Annotated in this window: 14 protein-coding genes; 11 read left to right on the plus strand and 3 right to left on the minus strand. The window is 43.3% G+C overall.

The genetic code is table 11. From position 1 onward, the window contains the following. Window positions 1-7 precede the first annotated feature (7 nt). The 8 genes from C7475_RS21680 (at window position 8) to C7475_RS21720 (ending at window position 8438) form a co-directional block, all read left to right on the plus strand. The gene (locus C7475_RS21680; RefSeq protein WP_158286576.1) at window positions 8-2137 is read left to right on the plus strand and encodes a TonB-dependent siderophore receptor; all 2130 of its coding nucleotides are present in this window, start codon (window positions 8-10) and stop codon (window positions 2135-2137) included. Window positions 2138-2220: 83 nt separating this feature from the next. Beyond that, window positions 2221-2565 (plus strand): hypothetical protein, encoded by a 345-nt coding sequence (locus C7475_RS21685; RefSeq protein WP_110055503.1) that lies wholly within the window; start codon window positions 2221-2223, stop codon window positions 2563-2565. A gap of 445 nt (window positions 2566-3010) precedes the next feature. Further along, on the plus strand, window positions 3011-3862 hold the full coding sequence (locus tag C7475_RS21695; protein WP_110055505.1) for an AraC family transcriptional regulator: 852 nt from the start codon (window positions 3011-3013) through the stop codon (window positions 3860-3862). A gap of 29 nt (window positions 3863-3891) precedes the next feature. Then, window positions 3892-4329, plus strand: a complete 438-nt coding sequence (locus C7475_RS32805; RefSeq protein WP_146217613.1) for a hypothetical protein — start codon at window positions 3892-3894, stop codon at window positions 4327-4329. A gap of 76 nt (window positions 4330-4405) precedes the next feature. Further along, window positions 4406-4798, plus strand: a complete 393-nt coding sequence (locus tag C7475_RS21705) for a hypothetical protein (protein WP_110055507.1) — start codon at window positions 4406-4408, stop codon at window positions 4796-4798. Window positions 4799-4878: 80 nt separating this feature from the next. Continuing rightward, entirely contained in the window at window positions 4879-5361 is a 483-nt protein-coding gene (locus C7475_RS21710) for a DUF3347 domain-containing protein (protein WP_158286577.1), read from the plus strand. A gap of 25 nt (window positions 5362-5386) precedes the next feature. Continuing rightward, on the plus strand, window positions 5387-7507 hold the full coding sequence (locus tag C7475_RS21715; RefSeq protein WP_110055509.1) for a multicopper oxidase domain-containing protein: 2121 nt from the start codon (window positions 5387-5389) through the stop codon (window positions 7505-7507). A gap of 361 nt (window positions 7508-7868) precedes the next feature. Continuing rightward, window positions 7869-8438: a hypothetical protein gene (locus C7475_RS21720; protein WP_110055510.1), complete on the plus strand. Its 570-nt coding sequence runs from the start codon at window positions 7869-7871 to the stop codon at window positions 8436-8438. A gap of 536 nt (window positions 8439-8974) precedes the next feature. Here C7475_RS21720 and C7475_RS21725 read toward each other — a convergent pair. After that, window positions 8975-9907, minus strand: a complete 933-nt coding sequence (locus C7475_RS21725; protein ID WP_110055511.1) for an AraC family transcriptional regulator — start codon at window positions 9905-9907, stop codon at window positions 8975-8977. A 106-nt stretch (window positions 9908-10013) separates the two neighbouring features. Between C7475_RS21725 and C7475_RS21730 the strand changes: the two genes are divergently transcribed. Then, window positions 10014-10853 (plus strand): bifunctional helix-turn-helix domain-containing protein/methylated-DNA--[protein]-cysteine S-methyltransferase, encoded by an 840-nt coding sequence (locus C7475_RS21730; protein WP_110055512.1) that lies wholly within the window; start codon window positions 10014-10016, stop codon window positions 10851-10853. A 79-nt stretch (window positions 10854-10932) separates the two neighbouring features. Here the strand turns inward: C7475_RS21730 and C7475_RS21735 are convergent, their stop codons facing one another. Both C7475_RS21735 and C7475_RS21740 read right to left on the minus strand, forming a co-directional pair. Further along, complete coding sequence (locus C7475_RS21735; RefSeq protein WP_158286578.1) at window positions 10933-11736, minus strand: DUF4249 domain-containing protein; 804 nt, start codon at window positions 11734-11736, stop codon at window positions 10933-10935. Window positions 11737-11741: 5 nt separating this feature from the next. Further along, window positions 11742-14060 carry a TonB-dependent receptor gene (locus C7475_RS21740; protein ID WP_110055514.1) on the minus strand — a complete coding sequence of 773 codons (2319 nt, stop codon included), beginning with the start codon at window positions 14058-14060 and terminating at the stop codon, window positions 11742-11744. Between the two features lie 178 nt (window positions 14061-14238). On the opposite strand from C7475_RS21740, the gene C7475_RS21745 reads away from it, so the two are divergent. Both C7475_RS21745 and C7475_RS21750 read left to right on the plus strand, forming a co-directional pair. Next, window positions 14239-15567 (plus strand): ATP/GTP-binding protein, encoded by a 1329-nt coding sequence (locus C7475_RS21745; protein ID WP_110055515.1) that lies wholly within the window; start codon window positions 14239-14241, stop codon window positions 15565-15567. Then, window positions 15560-16483 (plus strand): RloB family protein, encoded by a 924-nt coding sequence (locus tag C7475_RS21750; protein WP_110055516.1) that lies wholly within the window; start codon window positions 15560-15562, stop codon window positions 16481-16483. The genes C7475_RS21745 and C7475_RS21750 overlap by 8 nt, the downstream gene beginning before the upstream one ends. Window positions 16484-16561: the final 78 nt, after the last annotated feature.

Consider the following 16561-nt stretch of genomic DNA (forward strand, 5'->3'; position numbering starts at 1 on the left):
ATGCACCATGAATAAAATGTACCGATTATTGCTATTCTCTTTGCTCATCACACTGGCAGCACAGGCTCAGCACTCCGGAGATTCTATGAAAGTCCGACACCTCAGGGAGGTGAATGTGGAAACCAGAAAACGCACCGTAAAGACCGACAGCCTCTCTGCCACGCTCAAATTAGGAGGACGCCTGTTGGAAACGCCGCAGAACATTACCGGTATCAGCAACCGCCTGTTGCAATTGCAAGGCGGTTTTGAAATGAAAGATGCACTGCGTAACGCCAGTGGCGTATACCTCTCTACCGATAATGTGTTCTCTGGCGCCAATACGATCACCATGCGCGGCTTCAATGCGAATATTTCCCGCAATGGTCTTATCGGCGGAGGTACCTATGAAAATTCACAGGAAGACGAGTCTATCATTGAAAGCGTTGAAGTAGTGAAAGGGCCTGCAGGGTTTATCAATGGGTATGGTGAGCCTGGCGGTGCTATTAACGTGGTGACTAAAACGCCTGGAAAATCAAGGATCTTTAATGTGACCGCTACCGCAGGGTCGTTCAGCTTTTATCGCGCAACAATAGATTATGGCAGTGCTGTAAAAGAGAAAGGGTTTTCTTATCGGATAAATGGCGCCGTAGAAACACAAAACTATTTTGCTGACTGGTTCAATAAAAAGAAATATGTATTATCGCCGGTAGTACAGTACAATTTCAATAAACGTACATATCTGTTACTCGAGTATAACATGATCTTAAGCCGTGCGGAAAATGGTACGCAATTCACGAAGGGCGGTTACGACAGTACTATCCTTAAAGACGGCCGCCGGAACAATTATATGGCCGATCCAGGATTGCCTGTTTCAAAGGCAGATGAGCATACTGTGAGACTACAGTTTGTACATTCCTTTAACGATAATTGGAAACTTACGTCCCAATCCTCATTTAAAACTTCACCCTTTGATCAGTGGACGTTTTACAAAGGCGGCACTTTCAATGCGGTAAGCTTTGACGCCGACGGCACAACCACGCGTAGTACTTTTAATCATCGCAGAAGAGGACAAACAGGTTCTTCACAGTTGTTTCTGAACGGTACATTCAAGACCGGTCAGCTTTTTACACATCGTTTACTGACAGGGATCGACTATACTAATTCACAGGACTCTATTTACCAGGCAGTAGGCTCCAGGTTGTTTCCGTTTGATCAATATCACCTGAAGTATGGTGAGAATACAGATAGCCTACGCTTGTTCAATAAGTTGTACACCTACAACACTTTCAACGAATGGCTGGCCGCTTATGCTTATGATGCGGTTAGTATTGGTAAGAAAGTGATCATTTCTTTCGGTGGACGATTTACTTACAATGAAGTATCCAAAAGAAGTTATTCTGCTCCTCAGAAGAAAAACTATTACTACAATTCTTTTACGCCGAGAGCAGGTATTACGTGGATGGTACTGAACAGCATGAGTGTATATGCTTTGTATGATCAGTCTTTCCAGCCACAGGTCGGTGTCAGTGCAAATGGAGATTTATATATTCCCCTCAGAAGTAAAAATACAGAGGCCGGTATCAAAAAGGAATGGTTCAGTGGATTATTGTCCACTACGGTATCGGGATATGTCATCAAACGGAATAATGTATTGTCTTATGATGCAGCAGCAGGTATGACACGTCAGATAGGACAGGTAAGAAGTAAGGGGCTGGAGCTGGATGTATTGGGAATGCCGGTGGATAATCTGACCGTGTCCGTGAATTATGCACTTATGTCGTCCATTATCAGTGAGGACGCTAATGAAGCTAATGTAGGTAAACGTTATGCCAGGGGGCCTAAACAACAGGTGAACGCCTGGATAATGTATGGTATCAGGAATGGCAGTCTCAAAGGATTGTCTTTTAGCCTCGGAGAAACGACGGCTATTAAAAGAGGTACTGCTGCAAACATTGACATTCCCGATTTTACGAAGCTGGACGCAAGTGTAGCATATGACCGAGGCAAATATTTTATACGCGTGTTGCTGGACAATATTACGAATGAACGATATATGGCGTCCGGCGACAGAAAAGCAGGCAATGCATCCTCCGGCATCTGGTATTACACCGAAGGGGCGCCATTCAGCGGTAAAGTGCAGGTAGGGATTCGTTTATAGATATGTATAATTTTGCTATCATTAAGAAATAATCTTATATTGTGTATGAGATTATTTCTTAACCCAAATCACATAGTTATCTTATGAAAAAAGTTTTCCCAATTACCCTGATCGTATGCCTTTTATTCTCATTTTCAGGATTAAACGCTGCTGGTAGCCATTCGCAGAAAGTGCCTGCGAAACAAACTGCTTTTTTTTATGATACTGATGGTACGCTGACCGGTACCCCTTATGGTGATATTGTATGGCATATCAGCCCGGGTGGCCCTACTCCATCATTTATCACTTATACCAACAATGGAGTTACCTATGGCCCTATTGCTTTCCAGGGAAGTGGTGGCGCCTACACTGCAGGTGGACCAAGAGCACTTGGTATCATCTATGCACAGGTAGTTAACGGCAATCTTTCTTTTACCACTATCTGGTAAATGATAATTCCACTTTACAAGTTCCGCTCCATTTACACAGAGCGAAACTTGCCAAAGTGAAATTCCTGTCCGATGAGTATGCAAATTACTCTCTTATAATGAGTTAAATAAGCGTAATACTGCGGAAGATCCTGCGTAGAACTACTGATTATTCTACGATGATATAAACCGTACGGACAGAGCATTACAGCAATTACAAAGTATTTTGATGGTCTGGAAAGGAAGCGCGGAAACAGCTTCTTTTCCGGGCCTTTCATTTTCAAACACCCTATATAAAACGACCTCAAAAATGACCAGAGTTAAAGCATTCATTATGCAAAAAAGCAGTTACAGTGAAATAGTCCGCACACTATTGATAGTAGCCCTCATCCTGCTGGCAGCATCCCGGCTGAAAAGATAGTGTTAACGCTCCCTCCATTAGCCTTTTTAGCGTACCTTTAGGCACATGATCAGAGACAATCTTTACGAACCTTTCCAGATACTACTGAAAGAAGTATTAGATGTTTGTCCCCGGCCGGAACATAAACACACATTCTTTGAATTTGTGTACATCGTATCCGGTTCGGGAGATCAGCGTATCAACCAGGACCGATATCCTTATAAAGCGGGAAACCTGTTCTTGCTTACACCGGAAGATGCACACTGTTTTGAAATAGATCAGCCAACACAATTCCTTTTCATCCGTTTCAATGATCTCTATATCAGGTCAAACAAATTGCAACTGACAGATCAGGAGCGAATGGAATTTATCCTCAAGAATGCCAGTCATCAACCAGGCTGTATCATCAGGAATACTGCCGACAATAGTATTATCGGCCCTCTTATGGAAGCGATCGTACGGGAACAGGAGAATAACGCCCTGTATAATCGCGAGCTGATACAACAATATGTGAACACATTGATCCTGATCGTGGCGAGGAATATCGCCGCCGGATTGCCTGAAAAAATAAGTGAGCAAACAGAAGAAAAGGCCCTGGATATCCTGCAGTATATCCAGCAGCATATATATCAGCCAGAAAAGATCAAAGCCGAATATATCAGCAAACACCTGGGGATTTCCGAGAGCTACCTGGGACGGTACTTTAAAAAGCATGCAAACGAAACGATGCAGCAGTATATTACCAACTACAAGCTTAAACTGATTGAAAACAGGCTGCTGCATAGTAATCTGCGCATTGTAGAAATTGCAGACGAATTCGGATTTACAGACAAGAGCCACTTCAACCGTATCTTTAAAAAGTACAGAGGCATGAACCCTTCTGAATTCAGAAAGGGCGCTATAACAGAACGCCATTAGGGTACACCTCGATATTAATTTATGATGTCATGATGCTAAACCGCATGTTGCTCCCTTGTCTATTTATTGGGACCATATTCTCTAGTTGCGCCTCCGAACATGAAAGCCGGATCGATACCTTTAACTGTGGTACAGAGCCAGACACAGCCATCGCTATTCTTCATGGGAGGGTAGTAGAACAAAAGATGCTTTCCGGAAACAAAGATACCCTTCTGCCATTGCAGGGGGTAGTTATCAGCCTGGAAGGGAAACACGACACCATCGCCGCAGATGCTTCCGGCGCTTTCACACTATACCTTGACCTGAAAGAGACACACCCTTTTACGATCATGAAAAACGGGTATCAGCCGCTTACTGTCAATGGCTTCTTTGCAGAAAAGGAAACGCTGGCCGAGATCAGTATCATACTTGAAAAAGGGATGACGGCGAGAACAGGTATGGTGACGATGTGTAAGATCGCGTACTGACCACTTCCATAAATTATATAACTTCCTGCCGGAATTATATAACAACTATGCCGGGACCCGCTGTATCTTTGTGTCAATGAAGAAAAAGACCATCATATCACTCCGGGCGCTCTTCCTGCTACTTGTATTCTTCCTGAATACGGGTGTCGGTTTTGCCTGCGCTATACAAAGTGATCTGTGGTCAAACGAGCATCGTCACATGCACGATATGCATGCCATGCATCATGAGCACCAGAAAGCGCCGCATGAATGCTGTGGCGATGGCATGGTCAAATTCGAACAGCTTGATAAAAGTAACGTCCAGCAGGATGAAGTGGTGCAGCTTCCTGCATTAGTGTACATCTACCCAGTAATATATCTTTCCGGCCCTTCACAGGCTTATCTTAATACACTGCGCAGGTATGTAACACCGCCGCAGGATCCTCCTCCTACGGACATCCGTGTGTCCATTCAGTCTTTCCAGATTTGATCATTGTTTGAATGTACAAGCAAACCTTAATAACTGTTAAGGTGTTAATTCCTATTGTTCAAACAATCACACAAATCAACATGAAAAGTCTTATCATAGCCACTACTATATTACTTGCAACCTTCTCTGCGAAAGCTGCCAATCCATCTTTATCTCAATTATTGTCGCTTTATTACGACGTAAAAAATGCACTTGTAAGCAGTGATGCAGGTGTTGCAGCCGCTAAAGCCGATGCATTTGTAAAGGCCATCAACAGCGTGGACATGAATACACTGTCTGCCGACGAGCACAAAGCATTTATGCCTTTAAAAGACAAGCTTTCTGCGGATGCTTTGGCAATTTCGAATTCGACAGATCTCAACGCACAGCGCGAAAAATTCAAGACATTCTCCAACAATATCTACACCCTGGCAAAAGCCGTTAAACTGTCCACAGATCCGGTATATCAGCTGTATTGTCCTATGCAGAAGAGCTACTGGTTAAGCGAGGAAGCTGCCGTAAAGAATCCTTATTACGGTAAGAAAATGCTGACCTGCGGTAATGTAAAAGAGACAATCAAATAATCCGGAACAGTTTAATACTTTAGAGATGAAACGTTTTCTGTTAACAGTAATCGTATTGCTGTCCTTTACAGCAGCTTTTTCACAGGTGCCCCGCACTGTCCGTTATGATCTGTTTGTATCAGATTCAATGATCCATAGCAAGGGAAAGATGATACACGCGATGGTGATCAATGGCGGCATACCAGCGCCGGTACTCACTTTTACAGAAGGAGACACTGCCGAGATCTATGTGCATAACAAAATGGATATGGAAACTTCCATACACTGGCACGGCCTGATCCTGCCTAACCGGTATGACGGCGTATCTTATCTTACTACTGCACCTATAAAAGCAGGTGAAACACACTTATACAAATTTCCGCTCGTGCAGAATGGTACCTACTGGTACCATTCTCACACCATGTTCCAGGAGCAAAGCGGCATGTACGGCGCTTTCATCATCAGGAAAAGAAATGCGCCCGATGAGAAAGAACATACACTGTTGTTAAGCGACTGGACAAATGAGAACCCGCATCAGGTGGACCGTTCGCTGCATACAGCAACAGACTGGTATGCAGTAAGGAAGAACAGCGTACAGAGTTATGCAGAAGCTATCAAGGCAAAAAACTTTTCCACTAAACTGACCAACGAGTGGAAACGGATGCTGGCAATGGATGTCAGCGATGTATACTACGATCAGTTGTTCAGCAATGGTAAACCCGTAGATGTGCAGCCACAGTACAAAGCTGGCGATAAAGTAAGGCTGCGTGTGGTGAACGGCAGCTCTTCTACTTATTTCTGGCTGACCTATGCGGGTGGCAAGATCACCGTCGTAGCAAATGATGGTATGGATGTAGAGCCCGTAGAAGTAGACAGGCTGATAGTAGGCGTGGCCGAGACATATGATGTACTGGTCAGTCTTCCGTCAGACAGCAGTTATGAATTCCTTGCCACAGCGGAAGACCGGACTAAAGCAACTTCTCTGTTCCTGGGTAGTGGTCCGCGGAATGAAGCAACGCGACTGCCCCGCCTGAAATATTTTGAAGGGATGAAGATGATGAACGGCATGATGAAAATGAACGGACAGATGAATGATATGGACATGCAGATGAGCCTTCAGCAGATGGATATGAACGCCGTGATGTATGATGAAGATCCGGGTGTAACATTGAACTATGCTATGTTGAAATCTCCGGTAAAGACCAATCTGCCGGATGCTCCCGTAAAGGAATTGCGTTTTAATCTTAGCGGTAATATGAACCGTTATGTGTGGAGCATCAATAACAAAACAGTATCTGAATCGGATAAGATCCTCATCAAAAAAGGAGAGAACATCCGTATCATTCTTTACAATGGTACCATGATGCGTCACCCAATGCATCTTCACGGGCATTTCTTCAGGGTATTGAACGGACAGGGAGATTATTCTCCACTGAAAAATACACTGGACATTATGCCAATGGAAACAGATACCATAGAATTTGCAGCTACGGAAAGTGGCGACTGGTTCTTTCATTGTCACATCCTCTATCACATGATGAGTGGTATGGGCCGCATCTTTACGTACGAAGATTCTCCTGCTAATCCTGAAATACCTGATCCGAAGAAAGCCATCCGTAAAATATATGCGGATGACAGGAAGATCCATCCGTCTGCCAGGATCGGCCTTGAAAGCAATGGCAGTGATGGTGAACTGGCGTTCTCAAATACCCGTTACAGGTTAAGTACTGAATGGAGAGTAGGATTGAATGGCGACAACGGGTATGAAACGGAAAGTCATTTCGGTAGATATTTGGGTCCGACGCAATGGTTGTTCCCTTATGTCGGATGGGACGTACGTTATCGCAAAATGCATGGTGAGAAAGAAAAGAACCTGTTCGGGCAATCCAATACAAAAGACTTCCGGAGCGTATTACATGCGGGTGTGGAATATACACTGCCGCTGCTGATCATTGTAGATGCATCGGTAGATACTGACGGACGTGTACGCGTGCAGTTAAGCCGTGAAGATGTACCCATTACAAGAAGACTGCGGTTTAATTTTATGGCTAACACAGATAAAGAATACATGGCAGGTTTCAGATACATCATGACGAAATATCTGTCCCTTTCTACGCATTATGACAGTGATATGGGAGTTGGTGCAGGTATTACCATTACTTACTAAACGGTTGTTAAAGCCGGAACTCCTTACTGAGTGGGTTATACAGGGGTATAAAAAAAATGAACGGGTGTATGATTACACCCGTTTCTACCTAAACCTACAACTGTTTATTACTGTAATTATTTTTTTCGTGACACAAATGTAGCACCTGAAAAGGGTATATGAAAAACCAATATCACGGTTTAAGAAACCAATTTTTCTGCGCGTCTAAAATTTTTATTGTGATCAGAAAAATTGGTTGATTTATCCGTCTTTTTGGAATTGATGGACAATGTGATACGGTATAATTTTGTGTCATCAGATTGATTAAAGCAGCTGCGATAAACAGAACTGAAGATTAACAGAAAAATTAAACGAACGAACGATGAAAAAGATGATCAAGACAGGCATTAGCACATTAGCACTATTATTAGCAGTAGCAGTAGGAGTAAAGGCACAAACGAAAGGCAACAGTGAACCACAAAGACCTTCATTCTCTTTGAGTGCAGGTCCGGAAGCAGGAATACCGGTTGGGAATTTCAGCGATTTTTACAAGTGGTCTTTAGGCGGTTCCGTACAGGCAGATTATGCCATCTTTAAGAAAACGTTGTATGTAAATGTGAACGCAGGCTTTGCAAATGTTTTCGCAGAAGATGTACCGGGTTTAGATGATTTGCAGTGGATTCCCGTTAAGGCTGGTTTAAGGTATTATCCTTTCCAGAGCAATAATCTGTATGTACAGGGACAGGCCGGAGTAAACTTTATCACCAATGGTCCGACCGGTTATAAAACAGCGGCCTTCACCTATAGCCCACAAATTGGTTACCTGATCCCAATTGGAAAAGGTAACTACCTGGACGCAGGGGTTAAATTCGACGGTAACTCAAAATTTGTTGACAACGGCGAATCTGCTAATCTGATAGGTCTAAGAGTAGCATACACTTTCAAATTATAAGCATAAACATTAGGATACATAGGACAAGCATAGGACATAATTGTTAAGGGGTTTATAATCAATGGAGTAAGGCCGTCTCATTTACTTGAGACGGCCTTTTCGTTTGCCTTACTGAGCCGAAACCAGGCGCATTCAAACTGGACTTTACAAGGTTTATACAAGCTTTATCTTACGTTCATCTTACGTCTTTGAACGTAAGATGAACGTAAGATAAAGCTTGTATAAACCTTGTAGAAACACCGCAAAATGAAAGATTGATCCTGCTCCTGGTTAACACACGTGATATTTGGTCCTGACGGGGTTTACACGAGTTTTGGGGAGGTAGTGGATGCATTTCGTCCCCGCGATTTTGCATCCTGTATACACGATTCTGCGTCCTGCATACGCGATTTTGCGTCCTGCATACATTGTCAGAAAACGTTTTACAATCTTTCCTAACATTGTATAGTGAAGTCGGGACAGTGAAGGATATAAAAGGAGAAGGTGTCTCCTGTTAAGAAAACACCCTCGCTATATTTGTAGATGGGAAAGACGGATTACGCGACAGATAATTTCTTGAAATCAGACGGATTTTCATCCGCAAACTTCTTGAAGAACCGGCTAAAGTGTGAGCTGGTATCAAAGTTCAGCTGATCTGAAATTTCTTTAACGCTGAGAGAGGAGGTGGTAAGTAACAGTTTTGCCTCCAGGTACAGCCGGCTATGAATGACCTGCAGTGCATTTTTACCGGTTTCCTGTTTGACGATCTCGCTCAGATGTTTGGCTGTGATGTGCAACATATCGGCATATTCCTGGACGGTCCTTTTATCGAGGAAATGTTCCTCGACCAGGTCCCGGAAATTGACAAAAGTGGCATATTGTCTGGTGAGCTGATGGTTAGGGCGGCTCTCCTGGCACTTTTCAAAGGCCCTGTTCACTTCATACAGCAATTCTACTACCTGTAAACGCACTATCTGGAGGAAAAAAGGGTTGCTTTCGCGGTATTCCCGGTCAATCCTTTCAAAAAGCTGTTTGGTCTTCTGAAAATGCATGTCTCCCAGTGTATATACAGGGGCGCAGGAAGGATTGAGGTCTATCAGGGGGTCAAGTGCACTTTGTTTGATAAAAGTGTCCGTGATAAACTCCTTCTTGAACATGACCATGTACAGTAACAGGTCGTCGGAGGCATTATCAAAAGAAGTAGTATGTTTAGGCGATACGATGTGCAAAGATTTTGGGCCTACATCGAAAGTGAAGGCGCCGATCGTTTTCTGGCAGGTGCCTCTGATGCATAGAATGACCGCATAATGATCAGTCCTGATAGGAGGACCGCTTTTCACGCTTCCCTCGTTGCTCAATACAGCAAAATTGTTGGGGTGAAGCAGCTCATCGTACTTGTCCATACCGAAACTTTGTGTCACCTTTTTGTCAAGAGACAGATAGTACCGGATTGTGGACGGAATATCGAATATTGGCAGGTTCGTGTTCATAATCAGGGGGCAAAATTACGGTAAAATTAGGTGTTATGAACCCCGCAAGAATCGGGTTTATGTCATAAATGAGAATGGGTACTTTTGTATTGTAAATGAAATAGATATGATTTCTCAGGAATTGACCAATTATGAAAGGATTGCCAGGGCAATTGAATACCTGAAGACCAATTTCAGGAAACAGCCGTCCCTGGAGGAAGTAGCGGAAAATGTGTACCTCAGTCCATTCCATTTTCAACGCATGTTTACGGAATGGGCAGGTGTTAGTCCGAAGAAATTTACACAATATCTCAGTGTAGAATATGCAAAGGCGCTATTAAAAGAGAAACAAGCTTCCCTTTTTGATACCGCCCTTGAAACAGGCCTTTCCGGAACCGGCAGGTTACATGATCTTTTTATGAAAATTGAAGGAATGACGCCGGGTGAATATAAGAACGGGGGAGAAGCCTTGTCCATCAACTACAGCTATGCTGAGAGCCCTTTTGGCCCCCTGATCCTGGCGGCCACTTCCAAAGGGTTGTGTTACCTGGCATTTGAAGATGACCGGGACCTGGCTTTCCGGCATTTACAGGCACAGTTCCCCAATGCCCGCTTCCAGCAGGTACTCGATATGGTCCAGCAAAACGCATTATACTTTTTTACCCAGGATTGGAATACGCTGGAGCAGGTGAAGCTGCATCTGAAAGGTACGCCCTTCCAGCTGAAGGTCTGGGAAGCGTTATTACAGATCCCTATGGGCGATCTGTCCAGTTACGGCAAGGTAGCTGCCGCCGCCAATGCAGAACGGGCATATCAGGCAGTTGGAACAGCTGTAGGAAGCAATCCGGTAGCCTTCCTGATCCCTTGCCATAGGGTTATTAAGTCAAATGGAGAATTTGGCGAATATCATTGGGGAAGCACCCGTAAAATGGCAATGATTGGCTGGGAGGCATCGAGAGTGAGGTAACATCAAAGAGGCGCCGACCGCGATCTCTTACTGAAACCGCAGCCGGCGCCTCGCAAACCGTTTAAGAGGCCCAGAACAACTAAGGCACTACGATCGTCTTCTTCTCCACAGTATGCGCACTGAAATACCCGATCGCATTTCCCGAAATATTGCTCACAGGATTTGCAGGCGTAGCTGAATCATTCTCGCCAGTTGCACTATTGCTGAGACTATAGAAATACTTATACACAGAAGCATCAATATTGAGCATCTCTACAGTTACCTCGTCACCGCTATTGATGTCATACTCATGATCATCATCATCTTCACCCAGTATGTACAAACGTGCATTGATGTCATTGCCGTTAGTAAGATCATCATTGCGTACGTAATAACGCTTTACCTTATTGCCCCTGATATACTGCTGGAAGCGATAGAAATTCGTTTCACTACCAGGATCTTTAAAGCTGACATTAGTTACTTTGGTGATATCACCGAAAAGATCTTCCTCTACAATAGACAAAGAATCCATCAGTACTTTCGATGGCATACGACAGGTTGAAGAGTATTGCTCACCATCTACGGTAACCAGCAATCCATATGTATTGCCGCTAACGCCAGATAATTCCGGAGCAGTATACACGCCGGTGGTCGTCTCTGCCAGCAAGGTAGTATCGCCATTGAAGAAGATCTGCACCTTCGCGCCGGAAACGCCGGCAAATGTATTGTCGTCAGCAAAGTCTTTCGTCCGGCTGAGTTTCACGCTGCAATCGCCCTTGATATCTGTCAGCACACCTTCGATCACCAGTTTATTGTCATTGCCGTTCAGATTAAGATCGATCTCTTTTTCACAGGCAGTGCCGAGTAACAGCGCTGCGCCTAGTAGGATATATGTATAACGCATGGTCATTAGAACTTAAAGTTATAAGAGATGGAAGGAATGAATTTGAACAACGCAGTTTGTTTAGCTACTGTCTTGTTTGGATCTTCCTTACTGTCTTCGAAAGTGATGGTATATGCATTCTCCCTGCCATAAGCATTGTATACGCTGAAAGCCAGCTCTGACGACCAGCGTCTGCGTTTCTTCAGCTGTAAGGTAGCGCCGAGGTCAAGACGGTGATAGTTCGGCATACGGTAGGCATTACGGCCTGTGAAGTAATATACGGTCTGACCATCTATCTGATATTTTCCGGAAGGATAAGTAACAGCGTCCCCGGTGTAATAGATCCAGTTGGCAGATAAGGTCCACTTCTTGCTCAGCTGGTACATGGCAACGATCGCTATGTCATGCGTCCTGTCCTGGCGTGCATTGTACCACTTGTCGTCGTTGATGCCGTCTATCTGTCTTTCTGTTTTTGAAAGTGTATAACTTACCCATCCGTTGAATTTACCTACTCTCTTTTTGAACAACCACTCAATACCATAAGCACGTCCTTTACCGAACAACAGCTCTGATTCTATGGCGTTGCTGACAGAGTTAACGTTCGCGCCATCTCGGTAATCGATCTGGTTCTGTAAAGATTTGTAGTAAGTTTCAACAGTCAGTTCGTAGTCGCCGTTAAACAGGTCTTTATAGAAGCCGATGGAGTATTGGTCAGATATTTCAGGTTTGATGATGTTGGTGCTGGCCACCCATTTATCCGTAGGACTACTGGTAGTACTGTTGGATATCAGGTGAAGATTCTGTGTATTGCGTACATAAGAAGCTTTCAGGGAAGAAGTGGTGTTCAGTTTGTAACTGAGTGCCAGCCTCGGTTCCAGGTTGACATATGTCTTCACGAACTCTCCTTTTTTATAATGAAGGGTATCCAGGATCTCGCCTTCTTTATCAAGGTTGAAGAAATCACCTTTACCCAAGATGCTGAATGTAGATAAGCGAACACCATAGGTAACGCTTAAGTTGTCAGACATCTTCCAGCTATCGGTCAGGTATGCGGCATTCTCCCACGAGTAGCGGTCTTCCAGCGATCTGGCATTGATCTGGGAAGTTTCAGAAGTAGTAACCTGCCCGGGCGTAATGGTATGGTAAATGGAATTGATACCGAAACGAACGCTATGGCTGGATGATGGGTACCATTGCAACTCTTCTTTCAGGTTATAGTCCCTGATCTTCGAATAGATATCTGCATTTACAGAACCGCTGTTGATAGAGATCGTATAGTCATAGTTACTGTAGATGAGGGAAGTGTTGGAGAACAACTTGTTACTGAATATGTGGTTCCAACGGAGGGTAGCAGTGGTATTACCCCATTGCAGACCGAACAGATCGCCAACGCCCAGTTTATCTTTTCCGAAGTAACCGGAGAGGTACAACTTATCTTTATCGCCCAGCTCATAGTTCAACTTGGCGTTGATATCGTAAAAGTAAAGCTTATTGTTATTCAGACTGGAATCGCTGGACAGTTTCAGGAACATATCGGCATAGGTCCGGCGGCCTGTAACCAGGAAGGATGACCTATCCTTCTGGATAGGACCTTCCACGTTCAGTTTGGCGGAAATAAGACCGATGCCTCCGCTAACGCCGAAGTCCTGGTTGTTACCATCATTCATTTTGATATCCAGTACGGATGACAGACGGCCGCCGTATTGTGCAGGCATCCCGCCCTTATATACAGCGATGTCCTTGATCGCGTCGGAATTGAAGGTAGAGAAGAAACCAAGCAGGTGGGAGGCATTGTAAACAGGCGCTTCGTCCAGCAGTATCAGGTTCTGGTCGGCAGCACCGCCACGGACGTACATACCGGCGTTACCATCACCTGCCGATTTTATACCTGGCAGCAGCTGGATAACTTTGATGGCATCCCTTTCGCCCAGTAATACGGGCACATTCTTCATCTCTTTGGTAGTCAGCTTTTCCAGGCCCATCTGAGGTGTACTCAGGCTTCTTTTGGTGCTGGTACCGGTGATGGTTACCGCTCCGAGGGCAACAGATTCGTCTTCCAGGGAGAGGTTAATAACGGTATCTTTCCGGAGCACGAATTCCAGTTGGCCGGTTTGGAGGCCCATGGAGCTGTATTCCAGTTTGTGTTTGCCGTCTGTGAGGGTGATGGAATAGAATCCGTACTCGTTGGTAACGGTACCGCCGCCTCCGCTGACTCTCACGGTAGCGCCGATAAGGGTTTCGCCTTTGGCTTTGGATTTAATGGTTCCGCTAATTGTATGTTTCTGCTGTGCCGTGGCTTTAATGGCCATCAGTGATACAGCAATGAGCAACAATTTTGATTTCATCAGGTGTAAATTTAGTGCGAAACAAATAATAATTATCTGATATGCAAAATTTGAGGGTTGAACGGAAAGGGTTTTGACCGGGAAGGAAGGAGAAGCAGGAAAGGTTGTTTTTATCTCACGAATAGTCCTAATTATCGTTAAATTTGTGTATTTTGTGTAGGATTTATAACTATTGGTCATGATTTTAGGCGTATCGGTTACAAACTTCCGTTCCATCCGGGATACATTTGATTTCACTCTTGAAGCTGAAGCAGGACAAAGTAAAGCAGACAATTTCTTTGAAATTGAACTGGCCAATCAGCAGAAAGTGAGGTTATTGAAGTCGGCGGTGATATACGGCCCTAATGCTTCGGGTAAAACTAATTTTATACGGGCTCTTTACAATTTAACAGAATTCATAAAGAAGTCTACAGATATAAGAGTTGAAAGTAGTATACGTTATTACGAGCCTTTTTTATTTGATCAGGATACGGATCAGGCTCCAACGAAGATGTCAATCGACTTTGCATTGCCTGCAGAAACTAATTATATCAAATACCGGTATTCAATTGAATTCACGAGACAGGAGGTTTTGCTCGAAGAGCTTGACTATTATCCAAAGGGACAAAAACATAATCTCTTCAAAAGGGCCGCTCCAACGGAAAAAAATACCGGCAAGGATATCGACTTTATACATATAGGCAAATTGTCGAAAGATCTGGGATATAAAGAATATCAGGTGTTCAGGAATCAGTTGTTGTTATCTAAATTTGGAAGGGACCTGCCTCACGAAATTCTGACAGCCGTATATCTTTATTTTGATAGCATTGAAGTCTGGAATGCACTTGATATTATCAGAATTAATAGTTTAAGGGAGGAGATTGCTAATGAGTTATTGTTACCAGAGAATGACAACCTACTGAAAAGAATAAATAAGTTACTCCGAATAGCCGATACTAAGATCAGCGGCATAAGTATCAGAGAAAATCTGGATGACAATAGGGGAAATTCCTTCAGGACGAACGACCTGGACCAAGAACATTACAATATAACAAGAAGCCGGGTATCTGCACAGCATACAGTATACAAAAATGGAAATGAAGTAGGTGTAAAGGAACTTCCGTTAAGAGAAGAATCAGCCGGTACAAATGTCTTATTTGCATTGGGAGGTATTATTCTGAAGCGGCTTGAAAGAGGTGGAACTATTTTCTTTGATGAGTTAGACAACAGTCTTCATCCTAAGTTATCAAAATTCCTTGTTAGGTTATTTAATAATCCTGTCAGCAACACAAAGAACAGTCAACTGGTTGTTGCAACGCACGAGGTCACCTTGCTGGATAAAGAGGTTTTCAGAAAAGATCAGATCTGGTTTTCAGAGAAGGATAAATTTGGTGTTACTGAGTTGTTCTCTGCAAAAGATTTTGAAGGCGTTAGGGACGATACTCCTTTTGATAAATGGTATATGAACGGAAAATTTGGTGGTCAGCCAAAGATTAAGGAAATAGAATTCATTTTTGATAATGAGTAAGAAAAAACGAGTTCCTCCTACTTCAATCTTCATTGCCTGTGAAGGCAAGAATACCGAACCGATATACTTTGAAAGGATAAAGGAAATGGTTGAAGAAGATTTTAATCTTGCAATAACTATATATCCGGATAAGAATGATAAAATGCATTCTTCTCATGCACTAGGTCTTGTTAAGGAAGCGCAATCGAGGATCGACGACTTTGATGAAGTTTGGGTTGTGTTTGATAGGAATAAACATAAAGAAGCATTTGAGCTGGCCAATCAGCCGGTTCATGGGAAGAAGGTGAATATAGCATTTTCCAGTATTTCTTTTGAGCATTGGATATTGTTGCATTTTGAGAAATCAAATGTTGCTTTTGCTAAGTCCAAAGATGTTATTCAAAGATTGTTAACCTGTGCGTATTTTCCTGAATATGAAAAGAAAACTTATATTGACACGTTTTCAAAGCTGAAAGACAAGACAGAAATTGCGCTGGAAAATTCGGCATGGCTTCGGTATCAGCTAACATCTTCCGGATTACTGCCCGATACGCCTGTTTACGAACTAAATCCTTATACAGACGCAGGTGATCTCGTTAAAAGATTACTGGGGATAGAAACAAGTATTATCTGGTCGGGAAAAGACATTCCGACAATTGTGGAAGATTTAAAGATTACAGTTCAATATGAGGAATTGATATTGTCAATTACCATTGAAAATAATTCCAGTATCAGATGTGTTTTTAATCAAACGAACATGAGCGAGCATTTGCAGATAAGAGATTCTGAGGGGCAGGAGAATAAGTTTATGTTAACAGAAACCAAGATAATAGAACCTGGAGAACAAGCTGACCTGGAGTTGAATTTGACATCTTCACTTGAGGGGAATGTTTTAATGTTTGTGTTGAGGAAAACAAAGCTAATTATCGATTTATGAAGGAAGACCATAAAATGAATTTGCCATAGCAAATACAGCGTTGAAATAAGCCATTTTACAGTCTTCCCGTTATCTAAT

The organism is Chitinophaga sp. S165 (assembly GCF_003182155.1).
Lineage (GTDB): Bacteria > Bacteroidota > Bacteroidia > Chitinophagales > Chitinophagaceae > Chitinophaga.